At 67.9% G+C, this 15,745-nt stretch carries 11 protein-coding genes; 3 read left to right on the top strand and 8 right to left on the bottom strand.

Features of this window, described 5'->3' with window-relative positions:
• Positions 1 to 33: 33 nt before the first annotated feature.
• The 3 genes from QP552_RS02275 to QP552_RS02265 all read right to left on the bottom strand — a co-directional run bounded on the left by QP552_RS02275 (position 34) and on the right by QP552_RS02265 (position 3,034).
• Positions 34 to 1,683 carry a Na+/H+ antiporter gene (locus tag QP552_RS02275; protein WP_099552563.1) on the bottom strand — a complete coding sequence of 550 codons (1,650 nt, stop codon included), beginning with the start codon at positions 1,681 to 1,683 and terminating at the stop codon, positions 34 to 36.
• Positions 1,684 to 1,800: 117 nt separating this feature from the next.
• Complete coding sequence (locus QP552_RS02270) at positions 1,801 to 2,592, bottom strand: class III extradiol ring-cleavage dioxygenase (RefSeq protein WP_106549757.1); 792 nt, start codon at positions 2,590 to 2,592, stop codon at positions 1,801 to 1,803.
• 31 nt (positions 2,593 to 2,623) lie between these two features.
• Entirely contained in the window at positions 2,624 to 3,034 is a 411-nt protein-coding gene (locus QP552_RS02265; RefSeq protein ID WP_106549756.1) for a DoxX family protein, read from the bottom strand.
• A 95-nt stretch (positions 3,035 to 3,129) separates the two neighbouring features.
• On the opposite strand from QP552_RS02265, the gene QP552_RS02260 reads away from it, so the two are divergent.
• Entirely contained in the window at positions 3,130 to 4,011 is an 882-nt protein-coding gene (locus tag QP552_RS02260; RefSeq protein WP_111202433.1) for a LysR family transcriptional regulator, read from the top strand.
• 161 nt (positions 4,012 to 4,172) lie between these two features.
• Here QP552_RS02260 and QP552_RS02255 read toward each other — a convergent pair whose 3' ends face one another.
• The gene (locus QP552_RS02255; protein ID WP_286074854.1) at positions 4,173 to 7,235 is read right to left on the bottom strand and encodes an EAL domain-containing protein; all 3,063 of its coding nucleotides are present in this window, start codon (positions 7,233 to 7,235) and stop codon (positions 4,173 to 4,175) included.
• Between the two features lie 176 nt (positions 7,236 to 7,411).
• Between QP552_RS02255 and QP552_RS02250 the strand changes: the two genes are divergently transcribed.
• Positions 7,412 to 9,523 (top strand): M13 family metallopeptidase, encoded by a 2,112-nt coding sequence (locus tag QP552_RS02250; protein WP_286074853.1) that lies wholly within the window; start codon positions 7,412 to 7,414, stop codon positions 9,521 to 9,523.
• Positions 9,524 to 9,664: 141 nt separating this feature from the next.
• Here the strand turns inward: QP552_RS02250 and QP552_RS02245 are convergent, their stop codons facing one another.
• Positions 9,665 to 10,594 carry an oxygenase MpaB family protein gene (locus tag QP552_RS02245; RefSeq protein ID WP_286074852.1) on the bottom strand — a complete coding sequence of 310 codons (930 nt, stop codon included), beginning with the start codon at positions 10,592 to 10,594 and terminating at the stop codon, positions 9,665 to 9,667.
• Positions 10,595 to 10,903: 309 nt separating this feature from the next.
• On the opposite strand from QP552_RS02245, the gene QP552_RS02240 reads away from it, so the two are divergent.
• On the top strand, positions 10,904 to 11,518 hold the full coding sequence (locus tag QP552_RS02240; RefSeq protein WP_049432369.1) for a hypothetical protein: 615 nt from the start codon (positions 10,904 to 10,906) through the stop codon (positions 11,516 to 11,518).
• Positions 11,519 to 11,597: 79 nt separating this feature from the next.
• Here the strand turns inward: QP552_RS02240 and QP552_RS02235 are convergent, their stop codons facing one another.
• From QP552_RS02235 to QP552_RS02225, 3 genes are all read right to left on the bottom strand, one after another.
• Positions 11,598 to 12,368: a LytTR family DNA-binding domain-containing protein gene (locus QP552_RS02235; protein WP_005407897.1), complete on the bottom strand. Its 771-nt coding sequence runs from the start codon at positions 12,366 to 12,368 to the stop codon at positions 11,598 to 11,600.
• Positions 12,358 to 13,617, bottom strand: coding sequence for a histidine kinase (locus tag QP552_RS02230; RefSeq protein WP_005407896.1), 1,260 nt, complete (start codon positions 13,615 to 13,617; stop codon positions 12,358 to 12,360). Before QP552_RS02230 ends, QP552_RS02235 begins: the two co-directional genes overlap by 11 nt.
• Before the next feature lie 164 nt (positions 13,618 to 13,781).
• Complete coding sequence (locus QP552_RS02225; protein ID WP_286074851.1) at positions 13,782 to 15,431, bottom strand: M28 family metallopeptidase; 1,650 nt, start codon at positions 15,429 to 15,431, stop codon at positions 13,782 to 13,784.
• Positions 15,432 to 15,745 lie beyond the last annotated feature (314 nt).

Genomic DNA, 15,745 nt, shown 5'->3' with positions numbered 1-15,745 from the left:
GGACCAAGGTCCGCACCCACCCGGGTTACACGATCACTCGCGCTTGCGCGATTCCAGCAGGTCCAGGTTGCGGATCAGGCGCCGCGAGATCTCATCGGAGATCACCCCGCGCCGGGTCAGCCGGAACAGTTCCTCGCGTTCGGCATTGAGGCCGGCGCTGCGCAGCTGGCGGTAGCCCATTTCCATGCGCCGCACCTTCTCCGGGTCCACGTCGGGCCCGTCGCTGTCGCGCTCCAGGTGGCGCTGGTACAGCAGGCTCACGCGCGACGCAGCGTCGTTGTACAGCTGCACGTTCTCGGTGTTCTGGTTCATCACCAGCTGCTGGCGCATGCGCTCGACCCCGGCCAGCGCGGCCTTCGACGACAGCCGGCGCGCCAGGTCCTCTTCCTTGCGTTCACCCGAATCGGCCGGCAGCTGCAGGCCCTTCAGCAGCTGCGGCAGCGCGATGCTGGCGCCCAGCAGCGAGAACAGGATCACCGACGCGGCCAGGAAGATCACCAGGTCACGCGCCGGGAACGCGCTGCCATCGGGCAGGAACAGTGGCAGGGTCAACACACCGGCCAGGGTGATCGCACCACGCACGCCGGCCACCGAGGTCGCCACCACGATGCGCCAGTTCGGCGCCTCGCCGCGCTCCAGGCCACGGCGCCGCGCGCGCAGCAGGTTCCAGCGCAGCGACAGCCACACCCACAACAGGCGCAGCACCACCAGCGCCAGGTTGATCACCACCACGTACACCAGCAGCCACCACGCACTCTGGTGGCCGCTCTCGTTCATGGTGGTGGTGGCGCGCTCGACGATGCCCGGCAACTGCTCGCCCAGCAGCACGAACATGATGCCGTTGAAGCTGAACTGCAGCATGTTCCAGACCCCGGCACGCTGCACGCGCATGCTGCCGGAGACACGGCCGGTCAGCTCGACATAGCTCATCGCGATGCCGGCGGCGACCGCGGCGAGGATGCCCGAGGCATGGATCTCTTCGGCCAGCAGGTAGGCCGCGAACGGAATGAGCAGGTTGACCAGCATCGCCGCGCCCGGCTCCTCGCCGAAGCGGCGCCACAGCCAGCGCTGGAAGGTCGACACGCCGAGGGTGACCGCCACGCCCACCGCCAGGCCGGCCACCGCCACCCACACGAAGGTCAGCGAGGCCGTGGCCAGCGAAAAGGTGCCGGTCATCACCGCGGCCACCGCGAAGCGGAAGCAGACCAGGCCGGACGCATCGTTCAGCAGCGACTCGCCTTCCAGGATGTGCATCAGCCGCTTCGGAATCGGCGCCTTGGAGGCGATCGCACCGACTGCCACCGGATCGGTAGGCGACACGATCGCCGCCAGTGCGAAGCACACCGCCAGCGGCATCACCGGAATCAGCCAGTGGATCAGGAAGCCGGCGCCGATCACGGTGAACACCACCAGGCCGAATGCCAGTTCGAGGATCGCGCCCTTGTCGCGGAACAGGCCCTGCTTGGGAATGCGCCAGCCATCGAGGAACAGCAGCGGCGGCAGGAACAGCAGGAAGAACACTTCCGGCTCCAGCGCGTGGCCGCGGTTGAACACCCCGGCGATGACCGCGCCCAGGCCGATCTGCACCAGCGGCAGCGGCAACGAGAACGGCAGGACGCGAACCAGGTAGCCGCTGGCGACAACGGCTACCAGCATCGCCAGGACGACTTCAATGGTATGCATGCTTCTTCCAGGAAGCGGCGCGTGGGGAGGCTCGGGAGCCAGCGCCGGAAACCTAGGAAAAACTACCACATGCGGCTGCAGGCGCGACGACGGGGATGGCCCGGCGTCAGCCCCGGCTCATGCCGCCCCATCGAAGCGGTACAGGTCCATGGCCAGGAAACCGGCGTCGATGCCGGCATCGATGCGACGTGCACCGAAGCCGCCCTCGCCCGCCGCGCCCATCGCGAAGAACAGCGGCAGCAGGTGTTCGTCGGTCGGATGCGCGCGCTCGGCGAACGGTGCCTGCCGGCGATAGTCGAGCAGGGCCTGGCGGTCGTCGGCAGCCAGCCGCTGCTCCACCCACTCGATGAAGGGGCGCACGTACGGCGCTTCCTTGCCGTCCTGGTAGTCACCCCAGTCGTGCAGGTTGTGGGTGATGCTGCCCGAGCCGACCAGCAGCACGCCCTGCTCGCGCAGCGGCGCCAGCGCGCGACCCAGCGCGAACTGGTGCGCGGGGCCGAGCAACGGCTGGATCGACAGCGGCACCACCGGGATATCGGCCTGCGGGCGCAGCAGGCGCAGCGGCACCCACGCGCCATGGTCGAGGCCACGCTGCGGGTCGATGGCCACCGGCAGCCCGGCGGCGGCGATGCGGCCGGCCACCTCTTCGGCCAGCGCCGGATCACCCGGTGCCGGGTACTGCAGTTCAAACAGCGCGCGCGGGAAGCCACCAAAGTCGTGGATGGTCGGCGGCTGCGGATGCGCGCCGACCAGCGGCTGCCGGCCCAGCCAGTGCGCCGAGGCCATCACGATGGCGCGCGGGGTCGGCAGATCCTGCGCCAGCTCGGCCAGGCGCACGCCGACCTGGCCCGGATGCAGGGCGGTCATCGGCGAGCCATGGGAGATGTACAACGAAGGCAGACGGGTCATGGAATTCTCCAAATGCAGGATCAGGCGGCGATCAGCGCGAACGCAGGGTCCACTTGCCGTCGCCGACCAGGAACAGCACCACCAGTGCCAACGCCCAGAACGCCGGGTATTCCCAGCCGCCGCCCGCGTTGGCGAAGCCGAAGCCGTTGGCGCCGTGCACGGTGACGATGGTGCCCAGCAGCAGCGGCACGCCGACCAGGCCGACCCAACGCGCGTAGATGCCCAGCAGCAGCGCAGCGGTGATCGCCAGCTCGACGGCGATGGTGAGGTAGCCCAGCACGCCGGGCAGGCCCAGCGATTCGAAGAAGGCGGCGGTACCGGCCGGGGTGAAGACCAGCAGCTTGGTCAGCGCGTGGACCAGGAACAGCACGCCCAGGGCCAGGCGCAGCAGGGTGGCACCATACGGGGCCAGCGGAGAAACAGGAGCGGAGGGGGTGTGCATGGGAGACACCTCGAAGGGAGTAGGCACAGGTTATTGCGCCTTCACGGACCGATAAATACGATCGTTTGACCGTATTTATTTCAGAAGGCGCAACAATGGACACCCTTGAGGCGATGCGCGTGTTCGTGGCGGTGGTCGAACGCAACGGCTTCAGTGCCGCCGCCCAGGCCCTGGACATGTCCACTGCCGGGGTGACCCGCCAGGTCGCCGCGCTGGAAAAGCGCCTGTCCACCCGCCTGCTTCACCGCACCACGCGCCGGGTCAGCCCCACCAGCGCCGGTGCTGCCTATTACGCCCAGTGCGTCCGCCTGCTGGCCGAGTTCGACGCGCTGGAAGCCAGCATCGGCGCGCAGGCGCTGGAGCCTTCAGGCACGCTGCGCATCAACGCACCGGTCAGCTGGGGCATCGCCCGTCTCGGCCCGCTGCTGGCCAGCTACCGCCAGCGCTTCCCGCAGGTGGAACTGGACCTGGCCCTGTCCGACCGGCTGGTGGACATGGTCGAGGAAGGCTACGACGTGGCCATCCGCATCACCCGCGAGCCCAGCCCGACGCTGATCGCGCGCCGCCTGGGCGAATCGCGGGTGAGCCTGTGCGCCGCACCGTCCTACCTTGCCGCGCGTGGCACGCCACAGACCCCGCAGGAGCTGCAGGCGCACGCCTGCCTGAGCTACAGCTATTGGGCCGCAGGCAACAACTGGCCGCTGCAGGGGCCCGGTGGCGAAGTGAAGGTGGCGGTGAGCAGCCTGCTGCACGCCAACAACGGCGACGTGCTGCGCGAAGCGGCAATCGCCGGCATGGGCGTGATCCTGCAGCCGGACTTCCTGCTGCAGGACGCACTGGCCGATGGCCGGCTGGTGCGCATCCTGCCGGACTGGGAAGCCGCGCCGATCGGCATCTTCGCGGTCTACACCAGCCGCAGCCACCTGGCACCGAAGGTGCGCAGTTTCATCGACCACCTGGTGGAAACCGGGGTGTAAGGGTGCGTCCGCCGGGCATGGCCCGGCGCTACCGGCTCATGGATCCGCCGATGTTTCCGGCGGATATGGCCCGGTAGAGTCGACTGTCAGTCGACTCCCGCGCGTAGCGCGCGTTCTTTTCCAAACGCCAAGAGTCGCCGGCTCCTTCTCCGGAACGCGGCCTAGGCAACAACTTCGTCCAGCGCATCAATGATCCGCTCCAGCGGTGCCGGCCGCCCCAGCAGGTAGCCCTGCACCTGGTCGCAGCCGTGCGCGGCCAGCCAGTCCAGCTGCCCCGGCGTCTCCACGCCCTCGGCGATGATGGTCAGCCCCATGCTGTGGCCCAGCGACAGCAGCGCGCGGCAGATCGAGGCATTGCGCGGATTGGTTTCCACGTCCGCCACGAAGCTCCGATCGATCTTCAGGATGTCCAGCGGCAGGTGCTGCAGGTAGGACATGCTGGAATAGCCGGTGCCGAAGTCATCCAGCGACACGCTGATGCCCTGCTCGTGCAGGCGCTGCATGGTCTGCATCGCCTGCGCCGGCTTGCGCATCAGGCTGCTCTCGGTCAGCTCCACATGCAGCGCACCCCGCGCCAACCCGAACTCCTGCTGGGCACGGGTGAACTCGGCCACCAGATCGCTGTTGAAGAACTGCACCGCCGAGACGTTGACGGCAATCGGCAGCTCGCCCCAGCCGGCCTCGACCAGCCGCCGCTGTGCCTTCGCTGCCGCGCGGATCACCCAGCGGCCCAGTGCCAGGATCAGCCCGGTTTCCTCGCACAGCTGGATGAACTCATTGGGCGGGATGAAGCTGCCGTCGGCCTGCGGCCAACGCAGCAGCGCCTCCAGCGCCGCCGGGCTGCCATCGCTGGCATGCCGGATCGGCTGGAAGTACAGCTGGAACTCGTTGTCGATGGCCGCATGGATGCGCCCGGCCAGGCGCAGCCGGTCGGCCAGCCGCGTGGTCACCGCTGCGTCGAACCAGACCACCACGTTGCCCTCGGCGCGCGCGGCGTGCGCGGCCTGGGCGGCCATGCCGATCACCTGCTCGGCACTGTGGCCGTCACCGGCGATGTGCACCGCCACGCCAATGCGCGGCTCGAACTGGTGCAGCGAATCCTTGCCACGCATCGGCGCCGACACGATCTGCAGCAGGTCGTCCAGCACGCGCTGGGTATCGTGCTCGGCACCGATGGCGAACACGAAGTCCTCCGCCGGCTGGAAGGCCAGCGTGCCGCAGCGTGCGCCCAACCCGCCCAAGCGGGTCGCCATTGATTGCAGCACGGCATCGCCGATCTCGCGGCCCAGCGTATCGGCCACCAGCTGCAGGCCACGCAGCTGCACGAAGGCGATGGTGTAGCCCTGTTCCTGCTCATCCAGTTGTTCGGTCAGCGCACGCACGTTGAGCAGGCCGGTGGCCGGGTTGTGCCGCGCCTGGTAAGCCAGGTCACGTTCGTAGGCCAGCCGCTCGCTGACATCCTCGGCCAGCACCAGGCACGCCGGCTGGCCATCGAAATCCAGCTTGGACAGGTGCGCGCGCACTTCGAACACGCTGCCGTCCTTGCGCCGGTGCAGCCGCACTGCCGCATCCTGCAGCTCACCGACGCGGGCCTTGGCGATCGCCCCCTTCACCTCGTCCCAGCCCTCGCGCGGGCGGATGTCGAGGATGCTCATCGCCAGGAATTCCTCGCGGCTGTAGCCGTACTGGCGCACCGCGGCGTCGTTGACCTCGATGAAGCGCAGCGTGTCCGGGTCGAACACCCAGAATGGCGCCGGGTTGCGATCGAACAGCAGGCGGAAGCGGCGTTCCACTTCGCTCATCTGCTCGCGCGCCTGGTAGCGCTCGCTCAGGTCGGTCAGCGCGCCGATCATGCGGCGCTCGCTGTCGGCCACCTCCACCCGTTGCCCACGCGCGCCCACCCAGCGCACCTCGCCACCGGGCAGTACCAGGCGGAACACCTGGTCGAGCACTGCACCACCGGCGAAGGCCTGGTCAAAGGCCTGCTGCAGGCGCGCGGCATCATCGCGATGCACGCGTGCGAAGAAGTCGGCTACCGGCAGCGCATCGGTCTGCACACCGAAGATCTCGCGTGCCAGCGGTGACCAGCGCAGCAGCGCGGCATCCTCGTCCACGTACCAGGTACAGACACGCCCGACCTGATGGGCCAGGCGCAGCTCGGCATGGCCCGCCTTCAGTTCCTCGGCCATCGATTGCTGGCGCCGGGTCGTACGGCGCACCGCGTACAGCAGCACCAGCAGCACCGCGATGTAGGCCAGCACAATCACCACCGACGCCTGCAGGTAGGGCCACCATGGCGCCAGCACGTCTTCATCGGCCAGGCCGATCTGCACCGCCAGCGGACTGCGGTCGAGCGTGCTGATGGTGGTGATGCGCGGCACACCATCGACCACGCCGGGCAGGCTGCCGAGCTCGACCACCGCCTGCTTGCCGAGCAGGTCACGCCGCGGCAGGTCGTAGCGGCGACCGACGGTGCCATGCGGATCGGGCACGCGCGCCAGCATGTAACCCTCGGCATCGGTGATCGAGACCAGCCCGTTGGGCCCCACATCCAGGCCGCCAGCGATGCGCTGCAGTTCGCCACAGCGCAGGCGCGCCAACAGCCAGCGTTCACCGGCCATCGGCAGTGCCAGCGGTACCACCCAGCCGCCATCGCTGGCCCGCTGCGGCGGCCCGATGTACAGGGCGCTGCCCTGCCCGCGGCGCAGCGGGTCGGTCCACAGCGGCAGCTGCAGGTCGCCGAGGCCGGCGGTCAGCGCGCGCCCGTGGCTGTCCAGCACCACGATGCTGTGCAGTTCAGCGTGGCGGCGCAGCACGCCGCCGATGGCGGCATCCAGCAGTGCCGGCGCCTGTGCCGGCACGCTGCGGAACAGTTCAGCGGCATCGGCGGCGATGCCGGACATCGCCCGCTCCAGGTTGCGCAGCTCCAGCGCCAGCAGGCGCTCGCTGCCCACCGCCAGCGCCCGGCTCTGCCGCTGCGCGGCCTCCAGGCGGCGGTGATGGTCGTTGGCCAGCATGGTGGCCAATCCGGCCACCAGCAACAGGCCCAGCAGCACGCCGCCCCAGGTGATGGCGCGCAACGGACGGGCCAACGCCCGCTTCAACGCGGGCATCGGTCGATCTTCCTTGTGCAGTCGGCTGGCTTCATGCGCGAACGAATCCTCCACATCCCCGACCTCAACGGCCGGCGAACGCCATTCTTGACGCCTGACCCCGTCCTGCATGGCCACCTCCCCGTGTCCGCGCAGGGCTCCAGGGCCCAGCATGCACCACCCCGGTGACGGCGTGAAGATCGCTTCGGCGCGTTCAGCCAGATCCTGCACAGGACCGGCCAGCCACAGGGACGGCCAGCCGGGCCGCGGCGGATTAGACTTGGGGTTTTCCGCTGCAAGAGAAGTCCATGTCCAAGCTGCGCCGTCCCACCCTGGCACTGGCCATCGTTGCCAGCCTGTCCCTGGCTGCCTGCGACCGTCCGGCCGATCCGGCCGCTGGCACCGCCAAGCCCGCCGAGGCCGCCCCCGCTGCGGCCAAGCCGATGCTGGGCAGCTTCGGCTTCGATGCCAGCGGCATGGACCGCAGCATCGCCGCCGGCGATGACTTCTTCGGCTTCGCCAACGGCACCTGGGTGAAGAACACCGAGATCCCGGCCGACCGTTCGCGCTTCGGCAGCTTCAACGTCATCGCCGAAAAGACCCTGGCCGACACCCGCGCCATCCTCGAAGGCGCGGCCGGCAATGCGCAGGCCAGCGGTGACGACAAGCTGATCGGCGACTACTACGCCGCCTACATGGACGAAGCCGGCATCGAGCAGCATGGCATCGCCCCGGTGCAGCCGCAGCTGAAGGCCATCGATGCGATCGCCGACAAGGCCGGCCTGGCCCGTACCCTCGGCGGCGACATGCGCGCCGACGTCGACCTGCTCAACGCCACCAACTTCTACACCGACCGCCTGTTCGGCCTGTGGGTGTCGGTGGACATGCTGCAGCCGGACCGCACCGCGCCGTACCTCGTGCAGGGTGGCCTGGGCATGCCCGACCGCGATTTCTACCTGGGCGGCGGCCGCATGGCCGAGCTGCGCAAGCAGTACCAGGCCTACATCGCACAGATGCTGCAGCTGGCCGGCGTGGCCGACCCGGCCGGCAAGGCACAGCGCATCCTCGCGCTGGAGACCAAGATCGCGCAGGCGCACGCCACCCAGGAAGAAACCAACGACGTGACCAAGGGTGCCAACCCGTGGACCCAGGCCGACTTCAACGCCAAGGCACCGGGCATGGACTGGAACGCCTTCCTTGATGCGGCCGCGCTGGGCGACCAGCAGGACTTCATCGTGTGGCAGCCCAAGGCCGTGGCCGGCCTGTCCAAGCTGGTCGCCACCGAGCCGCTGGACGTCTGGAAGGACTACCTGGCCTTCCACGCACTGGACCGTGCCGCCGCCTACCTGCCGAAGAAGTTCGCCGATGCCCGCTTCGCCTTCCATGGCACCGCGCTGAGCGGCACGCCGCAGCAGAGCGATCGCTGGAAGCGCGCCGTGGATGATGCCAACCATGCAGTCGGCGAAGCCATCGGCAAGCGCTACGTCGAGAAGCACTTCGACGCGAAGACCAAGGAGCGCGCGGACGAGATGGCGAAGAACATCATCGCCGCCTTCGCCAAGCGCATCGATGCACTGTCGTGGATGTCGCCGCAGACCAAGGCACATGCCAAGGCCAAGGTCGCTGGCCTGACCGTCGGCATGGGCTATCCGGAGAAGTGGCGCGACTACACCGGCCTGGAAATCCGCCGCGATGACGCGCTGGGCAATGCACAGCGCGCCGAGCTGTTCGAATACCAGCGCAACATCGCCAAGCTGGGCAAGCCGGTCGACCACAGCGAGTGGGCGATGCTGCCGCAGACCATCAATGCGATGAACGTGCCGCTGGAGAACCGCCTGGTGTTCCCGGCGGCGATCCTGCAGCCGCCGTTCTTCGACGGCGCTGCCGACGACGCGGTGAACTACGGTGCGATCGGCGCAGTGATCGGCCATGAGATCAGCCACGGCTTCGACAACGCCGGTGCGCTGTTCGATGAAACCGGCAAGCTGCACAACTGGTGGACCGCCGAAGACCTGAAGCAGTTCAACGCTGCTGGCGATGCGCTGGCCGCGCAGTTCAGCAGCTATGAGCCGTTCCCGGGCGTGCATGTGAACGGCAAGCTGACCCTGGGCGAGAACATCGCCGACGTGGCCGGCCTGGGCACCGCCTACGACGCCTACCAGCTGTCGCTGCAGGGCAAGCCGGGCCAGACCCTGGAAGGCTTCACCCCGGACCAGCGCTTCTTCCTCGGCTTCGCCCAGGCCTGGCGCAGCAAGAGCCGCGAGCAGGCGCTGCGCAATTCGCTGCTGACCGATGTGCATGCACCGGGCCAGTTCCGTGCACTGACCGTGCGCAACATCGACGCCTGGTACCCGGCGTTCGAAGTGAAGGAAGGCCAGAAGCTGTACCTGGCCCCGGACAAGCGGGTCAAGGTGTGGTGATGTAAACGGAACGGGCGCCGCAAGGCGCCCGTTTCATTTGCGGGTGGGTGCCGACCTTGGTCGGCATCTATCCACGCCATCCACCCATGGGGTGGATCTACTGCGAAATCCGCTCTGGTAGATGCCAACCAAGGTTGGCACCTACCGGAGCATTTCGGGCCACTCGCGCAGGACGTCCACCGGCACGCCCATGCGCGTGCAGGCGCGACTGGCCAGGCCATCGGGCAGCGCACGGCGGAACAACGGTGCCATGCCCTGCATCAGCTTCGCAGACGCCAGTGCCTGCGCACGCTGGCGGCCATTGCGTTCCAGCATGCCCTCGGCCCAGTCCGGCAGCAGTGCCGCACCCGCGCCAAGGAACACTTCGCGCGACAGCCCTGGCACCGGAACCGGCAGGCGCACGCCGGACAACACCTCCAGCACTTCGCGCGAGCGCTCGTCCACACGCAGCTCCGGTTGCCGTGCGCAGAAATACGCCGCCACCTCGGCTTCACTGCGCGGCACATCCACCGCGCCCAGCGCCTCGGCCACGCGGCGGTACTCGTCGTAATAACGATCGGCGATGTGTGCCGGCACCTCGCGCCCGTAGCGGCGGAAGCCCTGCAGGAAACCGGAGGCCTCGGTCACGTGCACCCAGGTCAGCAGTTGCGGATCATCGGCGGCATACGGCTCGCCCTGCGCGGTCTGGCCACGGATCTGCGCGTGGATGCGACGCACCTTGGCCACCAGCGCTTCCACCTCGCCGCTGGGCGCATAGCTGGTGCCGGCAACGAAGGCGGTGGTGCGACGCAGGCGCCCCACCAGGTCCTGGCGGAAATTGGAGTGGTCGTAGACCCCGGCCAGCGCGCGCGGGTGCAGGGTCTGCAGCATCAGCGCACACAACCCGCCGGCCAGCATCGAGGGGAATTCGGCATGCAGCCGCCAGGTGACGCTGTCGGGGCCGAACCAGCCCGGGTCGCCCAGCGGATGGTCGTAATCGATGCCGCTCTGGCCACGCGGGAAGGCCTCCAGCACCCAGCGCCGGATCGGCGCGGTGACGGGGCGGGAAAGTCGCTGCAGCAGAGCCGGCATCACAGGTCCAGGAAAGGCGGAAGTACGGCCGCGCGTTGCGCGGTCGGCCCCGATTCTGGGCGATCACGACGCCGGCGGCGAGTCTCCGCGCTCAGCCACGGTTTCATGTGCGGCCGCAGCACATTTCACCCTGCGACATCCTGTCGCAGGCTGCGGCCGCGATGCTGCAACGCACCAACATTCACCCATTCAGACAAAACCCTTACGCCGCTAGGCATTGCGCCCATTGCACGGCTCGCTGGAAGTGCTAGAACTGAACCCGCCACACCGTCCAATGCTGATCGACGCACGTTCCACAAGGAGCCAGCCATGATTGCTTTGTTCAAGGGTTTGGGACTACTGCTTCGCGACAACGAGCTCTACAGCAGCCCGTTCGAAAAACAGGTCGCGCACTGGCGCAGCCTCAGCGAGCAGCAGATCCGCGATGAAGTGGCTGTGCTGGCCCAGGCCAAGTGCCAGTGGCTGATCGCCTCGATCGTCGGCTGGCAGGCGGCCTCGCTGCTGATCCTCGGCCTGATCACCAACTATCTGTGGCGCGACGACTACCACATCACCTTCACCCGGGTGGTCGTGGTGTTCGGTTCATGGATCTCGATCCTGTTCGTGATCTGGTTCATGGCCAACATGTTCGACCGCACTGCTGGTTTCGAACGCTGGATGAAGGCGTTCAACAGCCGCGCCCGCATCAGCTCCAAGGCCGACAGTGTCGAGCACGTGGCTGAGGCACTGGACCTGGCCGAGCATTACCCGGAAGTGCTCGACTACAAGCAGGCGGTCACCGCCAAGCGCGAACTGCGCCACGAGGACATCCGCATCATGACCGAGATCGGGCGCATGAAGCAGCACTCCGAACTGGTCGGCCGCCTCAACCACGTGGGCGAGAACGAGCACCACCACGACCTGACACTGCAGCCTGCCTACTGACCCTTCAGGGAAGCGGGGGGACCCACAATGCCACCGTGCGCGATCACGGTGGCATTGTTCTTTCAGGAGCCTGGGTGGATCACATGCCGCGGAACAGGCTCATGAACGGTTGGCTGACCACCAGTGTTTCCGTGCGACCTCGCAGCCGCAGCACACCGCGTCCGGTATCGTCGCGGCTGACCGCCGCCACCGCCTTCATGTTGACGATGGTCGAGCGGTGGATCTGGCGGAAGTGCTGCGGGTCGAGCACTTCCAGCAGCTCGCGCAACGGCGTGCGCAACAGGCTCTCACCTGCGGCCGTCACCACGGTGGTGTACTTGTTGTCGGCACGAAAATAAGCAACGTCCTCCAGCATGATCAGCTGCGTCTCGCGGCCGTTGCTGGCGGTGATCCAGGCCAGCGGAGGGCGTTCGGCAGCACCCTGCGATGGACCCAGCCGCTGCAGCAGGCGTTCAAGCACGGCGTCATCCTGACGCGTCGATGGCAACCGCGACAGGATGCGCTCACGCGTCGCCAACAGGCGTTCGTCACTGACCGGCTTCAGCAGGTAATCCATCGCGCCCTGCTCGAACGCGTCGATGGCGTACTGGTCGTAGGCGGTGACGAACACCACCTGGGTGCGCGGGCTCAGCTCGGACAGCGAACGCGCGACTTCGATGCCGCTGATGCCGGGCATGCGGATGTCGAGGAAAGCGATGTCCGGCTGCGTCTCGGCCAGCTGCTCCAGCGCACTGGCGCCGTCCTCGCACTCGGCCACCAGCTTCAGCTCCGGCCACAACCGGCGCAGCTGTTCCACCAGTGACTGCCGCAGCAGTTCCTCGTCTTCGGCAATGAGGGCTTCAAGCGGCATGGCTGCGCTCCTTGTGTGTCTGCGGCAGGGTCATGGTCGCGGCCACACCGCTGGGGAAGTTGGCAACGATCGCCACGCCGGCCTGCTCGCCACAGGTCAGGCGCAGGCGCTCGCGCAGGTTCTTCAGGCCGATGCCGGTGCCACTGGTGCCCTGGCCAAAGCCCAGGCCATCGTCGGCCACGGTCACCGTTACGTGGTCATCGAAGCCACGCGCCAGGATCCAGATCGTGCCACCGCCGGGCTTGGGTTCCAGGCCGTGCTTGATCGCGTTCTCCACCAGTGTCTGCAGTGCCATCGCCGGCAGATGCACGCCGTGCAGCTCATTCGGCACCTGCACTTCCACCGCCAGCCGCGCGCCCATGCGGATGCGCAGGATCTCCAGGTAGGCGCGCGTACGCTCCAGCTCCACGCCCAGCGTCGACACCGATTCATCCACCTGCGGCAGCGAGCTGCGCAGGTACTGGATCAGGTGGCCGAGCATCTGCTCCGCGCGCGCGGGGTCGGTACGGGTCAGCACCTGCGCGTTGGCCAGCGTGTTGTAGAGGAAGTGCGGTTCCACCTGCGCGTGCAGCAGGTTCAAGCGCGCGACCGACAGTTCCTTTTCCACCTGGGTCTGCTCGGCCGCCGCCTGCTCATCGCGGCGCTGGTCGGCCACGCGTCGGCTGATCGCGCGGGTGACCGCTTCGGCGTTCTCGAAGTTGCTGCCCTCGTCCAGCGCGAGCAGATCGGCCCACCAGCCAGCGTCCGGTTCGAACAGCAGGGTGACAGTGCTGGTGCCCTGCCCCGGCGTGACCGTGGCCAGCACGCTGTTGCGCTTGATCGCCAGCCGCGCCGGCAGGTTCCAGCGCGAGGGCTGGCGGCCATTCCAGAGATCGACCCGGCGCACGTAGGCGCGTACCTGCAGGCTGCCGGCCGAGCTTTCCACATCCTCCACGCGCGGAAGCTCGGCAATCGCCGCTTCCACCACGGCGTAGGCCTGGCCGGCATCCATCGGCAGTTCCACCTGGCGGCGCTGGCGGCCCGAGAGCGTGGTCGAATCCAGCCGGCCGGCCACCAGCCAGACCCGGCGTACATGGGTGATCGCGCTACCCAGCGCGGAGATCATCAGGAACATCGCCAGCAGGCCGAACACCCAGCCCGGGCCATCGTTCATGCCGCTGAAGATGCCGCTCCAGACCATGCCGGCGACAACCAGCGCGGCGGCCCAGGCCAGCAGGTGGCGGATCAGGAGGGAGAGGCTGGCGAACACGGCGGCGCCTTGGAGGAAGGGGGTGAGCCGAGCATAGGGCGGCCCGCCGGGCAAACAAGCGGGCTGCGACGAAGGGCCGGAAAGCGGGGATGGAAGCCTTCAGTGCAACGCCGGGCATGGCCCGGCGCTACCGGGGATGGCGGGGCAGCGCGCCCCGCTTTCCCTTACTTGCGCTGGTCGGCGCTGGCGTCACGCACGGCGCGGAACGATTCGTCCTTGCTCCAGTTCGGCCAGCTGCGCGTGTTGGCCAGCTGGCTGCCCAGCGTGTACAGCACTTCCAGGTCGCGGGCGGCACCGGCGAACACCCAGTCTGGCTGCCATTCGTCGCCCTGCTGGTGGTAACGCTTGGCGGTGTAGTCCTCGGAGGCCTTCTTGCCTGCGGCCACGCCACCGTCCACCCAGTCCTGGCCGGCCGACCACGACAGTGCCGGCACGCCACGCTTGGCGAACGGGAAGTGATCGGAGCGGAAGAACAGGCCCGCTTCCGGCTTCGGGTCCGGGGTGTAGCGGATGTCCCAGCCCTTGGCCACGTCCTTCAGCTGGTCCAGCAGCTCGAAGCGCGCGGCACCGTAGATGCCGAAGTCACGCGACGGGCCGAACGGTGCCATGCCGTCCATGTTGATCACCGCCACGGTCTTTTCCAGCGGATACAGCGGGTGCGTGGCGTAATACTCCGAACCCAGCAGGCCCTTCTCCTCGGCGGTCACCGCCAGGAACAGGACCGAACGCTCGGGGCGCTTGGCCTTGGCGAAACCACGGGCCAGTTCGATCAGCGAAGCGGTACCGCTGGCATTGTCCAGTGCGCCGTTGAAGATGCGGTCGCCACGCGCGTCCGGCTCACCCACGCCGATGTGGTCCCAGTGCGCGCTGTAGATGATGGTCTCGTCCGGATGGCGGCTGCCTTCCAGGCGCGCGGCCACGTTGTGCGAGGTGATCACTTCGGTCTTCACCGCATACTTCGCGTCCAGGCTGGCGCCGGTCAGCGGCACCGGGGTGAAGTCGCGCTGCTGCGCCTTCTTCTTCAGCGCTTCGAAATCCTGCCCGGCCGAGCGGAACAGCTCCACCGCCAGGTCGCGCTGGATCCAGCCTTCCAGCAGCGGGTGGCTCTCGGACGGGTTGTCGCGCACCACATCGAACATGGTGTTGGTGTTGGAGCCGGCCACGGTGGCCCAGCCATACGACGCAGGTGCGGTCTCGTGCACGATCAGCACGCCCAGCGCGCCCTGACGTGCGCCTTCCTCGTACTTGTAGGTCCAACGGCCGTAGTAGGTCATGCCCTTGCCGTCGAAATCGCCCTGGCCGGTTTCGAAGTCCGGGTCGTTGATCAGCACCACGGCGATCTTGCCCTTCAGGTCCACGCCCTTGAAGTCGTCCCAGTTGCGCTCCGGCGCCTTCACGCCGTAGCCGAGGAACACCAGTGGCGCCTTGCTGATGTCGACGTTGCTGGCGCCGTTCATGGCGGCGCGCACGGCGATCTGCTTGCCTTGCTCCAGCGGGACGGTCTTGCCACCCTGGTGCAGCGCCAGCTGCGGTGCGCCGACGATGTCGCCCTTGCGCAGCGGCACGGCCTGGGTCCACAGGCGCTTGCCGTCCTTGAGGTCGCCGCCCGGCTGCAGGCCGGCATCGGCAAACTGCTTGCTGAGGTAGGCGATGGTCTTCTCTTCGCCGGCGGTGGCCGGGGAGCGGCCTTCGTAGGCGTCGGAGGCCAGTTCCTTGACGTCGGCGGAGATCCGCGCGCCGTCGAATTTCGGGGTGGCCGCCATCAGTGCGCTCGACACTGACAGGGCCAGCAGGCCCAGTGCTACTCGTTTCATTGCTCTCTCCAGCAGGGAAATCTCTCTGGAGTGTAATGGGATTCGGCAGGGCTGCGCCCTGCACCTGCCGATGCCAGGGCAACAGCAACTGCCGAAGCAACAACAGAAGCTGGCTTCCTGAGGGTAGGCGGGGTGGATCCGGTTGCGGGGGACGCTGCAAGTACATCCATGTAAGCTCGGTCGCCGCATCCATGCGGCTCACGCCCCCGCAACCGGACCCACCCCGCCTTCGACAGGTTCCCGCTGCTGTTGATGGATGTCGACCTTGGTCGACACACCGCTGTTCGTAGGTGTCGACCTTGGTCGACACGGTA

The organism is Stenotrophomonas sp. 59, from assembly GCF_030291095.1.
In the GTDB taxonomy this organism is placed as follows: Bacteria; Pseudomonadota; Gammaproteobacteria; order Xanthomonadales; family Xanthomonadaceae; genus Stenotrophomonas; species Stenotrophomonas maltophilia_Q.
The sequence above is the reverse complement of the archived record's forward strand: the minus strand, read 5'-3'. Positions and strand labels throughout refer to the sequence as shown.

Excerpts from the sequence above, each read along its gene's own strand:
- QP552_RS02275 (WP_099552563.1), bottom strand. The coding sequence starts at position 1,683 with ATGCATACCATTGAAGTCGTCCTGGCGATGCTGGTAGCCGTTGTCGCC.
- QP552_RS02270 (WP_106549757.1), bottom strand. The coding sequence starts at position 2,592 with ATGACCCGTCTGCCTTCGTTGTACATCTCCCATGGCTCGCCGATGACC.
- QP552_RS02265 (WP_106549756.1), bottom strand. The coding sequence starts at position 3,034 with ATGCACACCCCCTCCGCTCCTGTTTCTCCGCTGGCCCCGTATGGTGCC.
- QP552_RS02260 (WP_111202433.1), top strand. The coding sequence starts at position 3,130 with ATGGACACCCTTGAGGCGATGCGCGTGTTCGTGGCGGTGGTCGAACGC.
- QP552_RS02255 (WP_286074854.1), bottom strand. The coding sequence starts at position 7,235 with ATGCAGGACGGGGTCAGGCGTCAAGAATGGCGTTCGCCGGCCGTTGAG.
- QP552_RS02250 (WP_286074853.1), top strand. The coding sequence starts at position 7,412 with ATGTCCAAGCTGCGCCGTCCCACCCTGGCACTGGCCATCGTTGCCAGC.
- QP552_RS02245 (WP_286074852.1), bottom strand. The coding sequence starts at position 10,594 with ATGCCGGCTCTGCTGCAGCGACTTTCCCGCCCCGTCACCGCGCCGATC.
- QP552_RS02240 (WP_049432369.1), top strand. The coding sequence starts at position 10,904 with ATGATTGCTTTGTTCAAGGGTTTGGGACTACTGCTTCGCGACAACGAG.
- QP552_RS02235 (WP_005407897.1), bottom strand. The coding sequence starts at position 12,368 with ATGCCGCTTGAAGCCCTCATTGCCGAAGACGAGGAACTGCTGCGGCAG.
- QP552_RS02225 (WP_286074851.1), bottom strand. The coding sequence starts at position 15,431 with ATGAAACGAGTAGCACTGGGCCTGCTGGCCCTGTCAGTGTCGAGCGCA.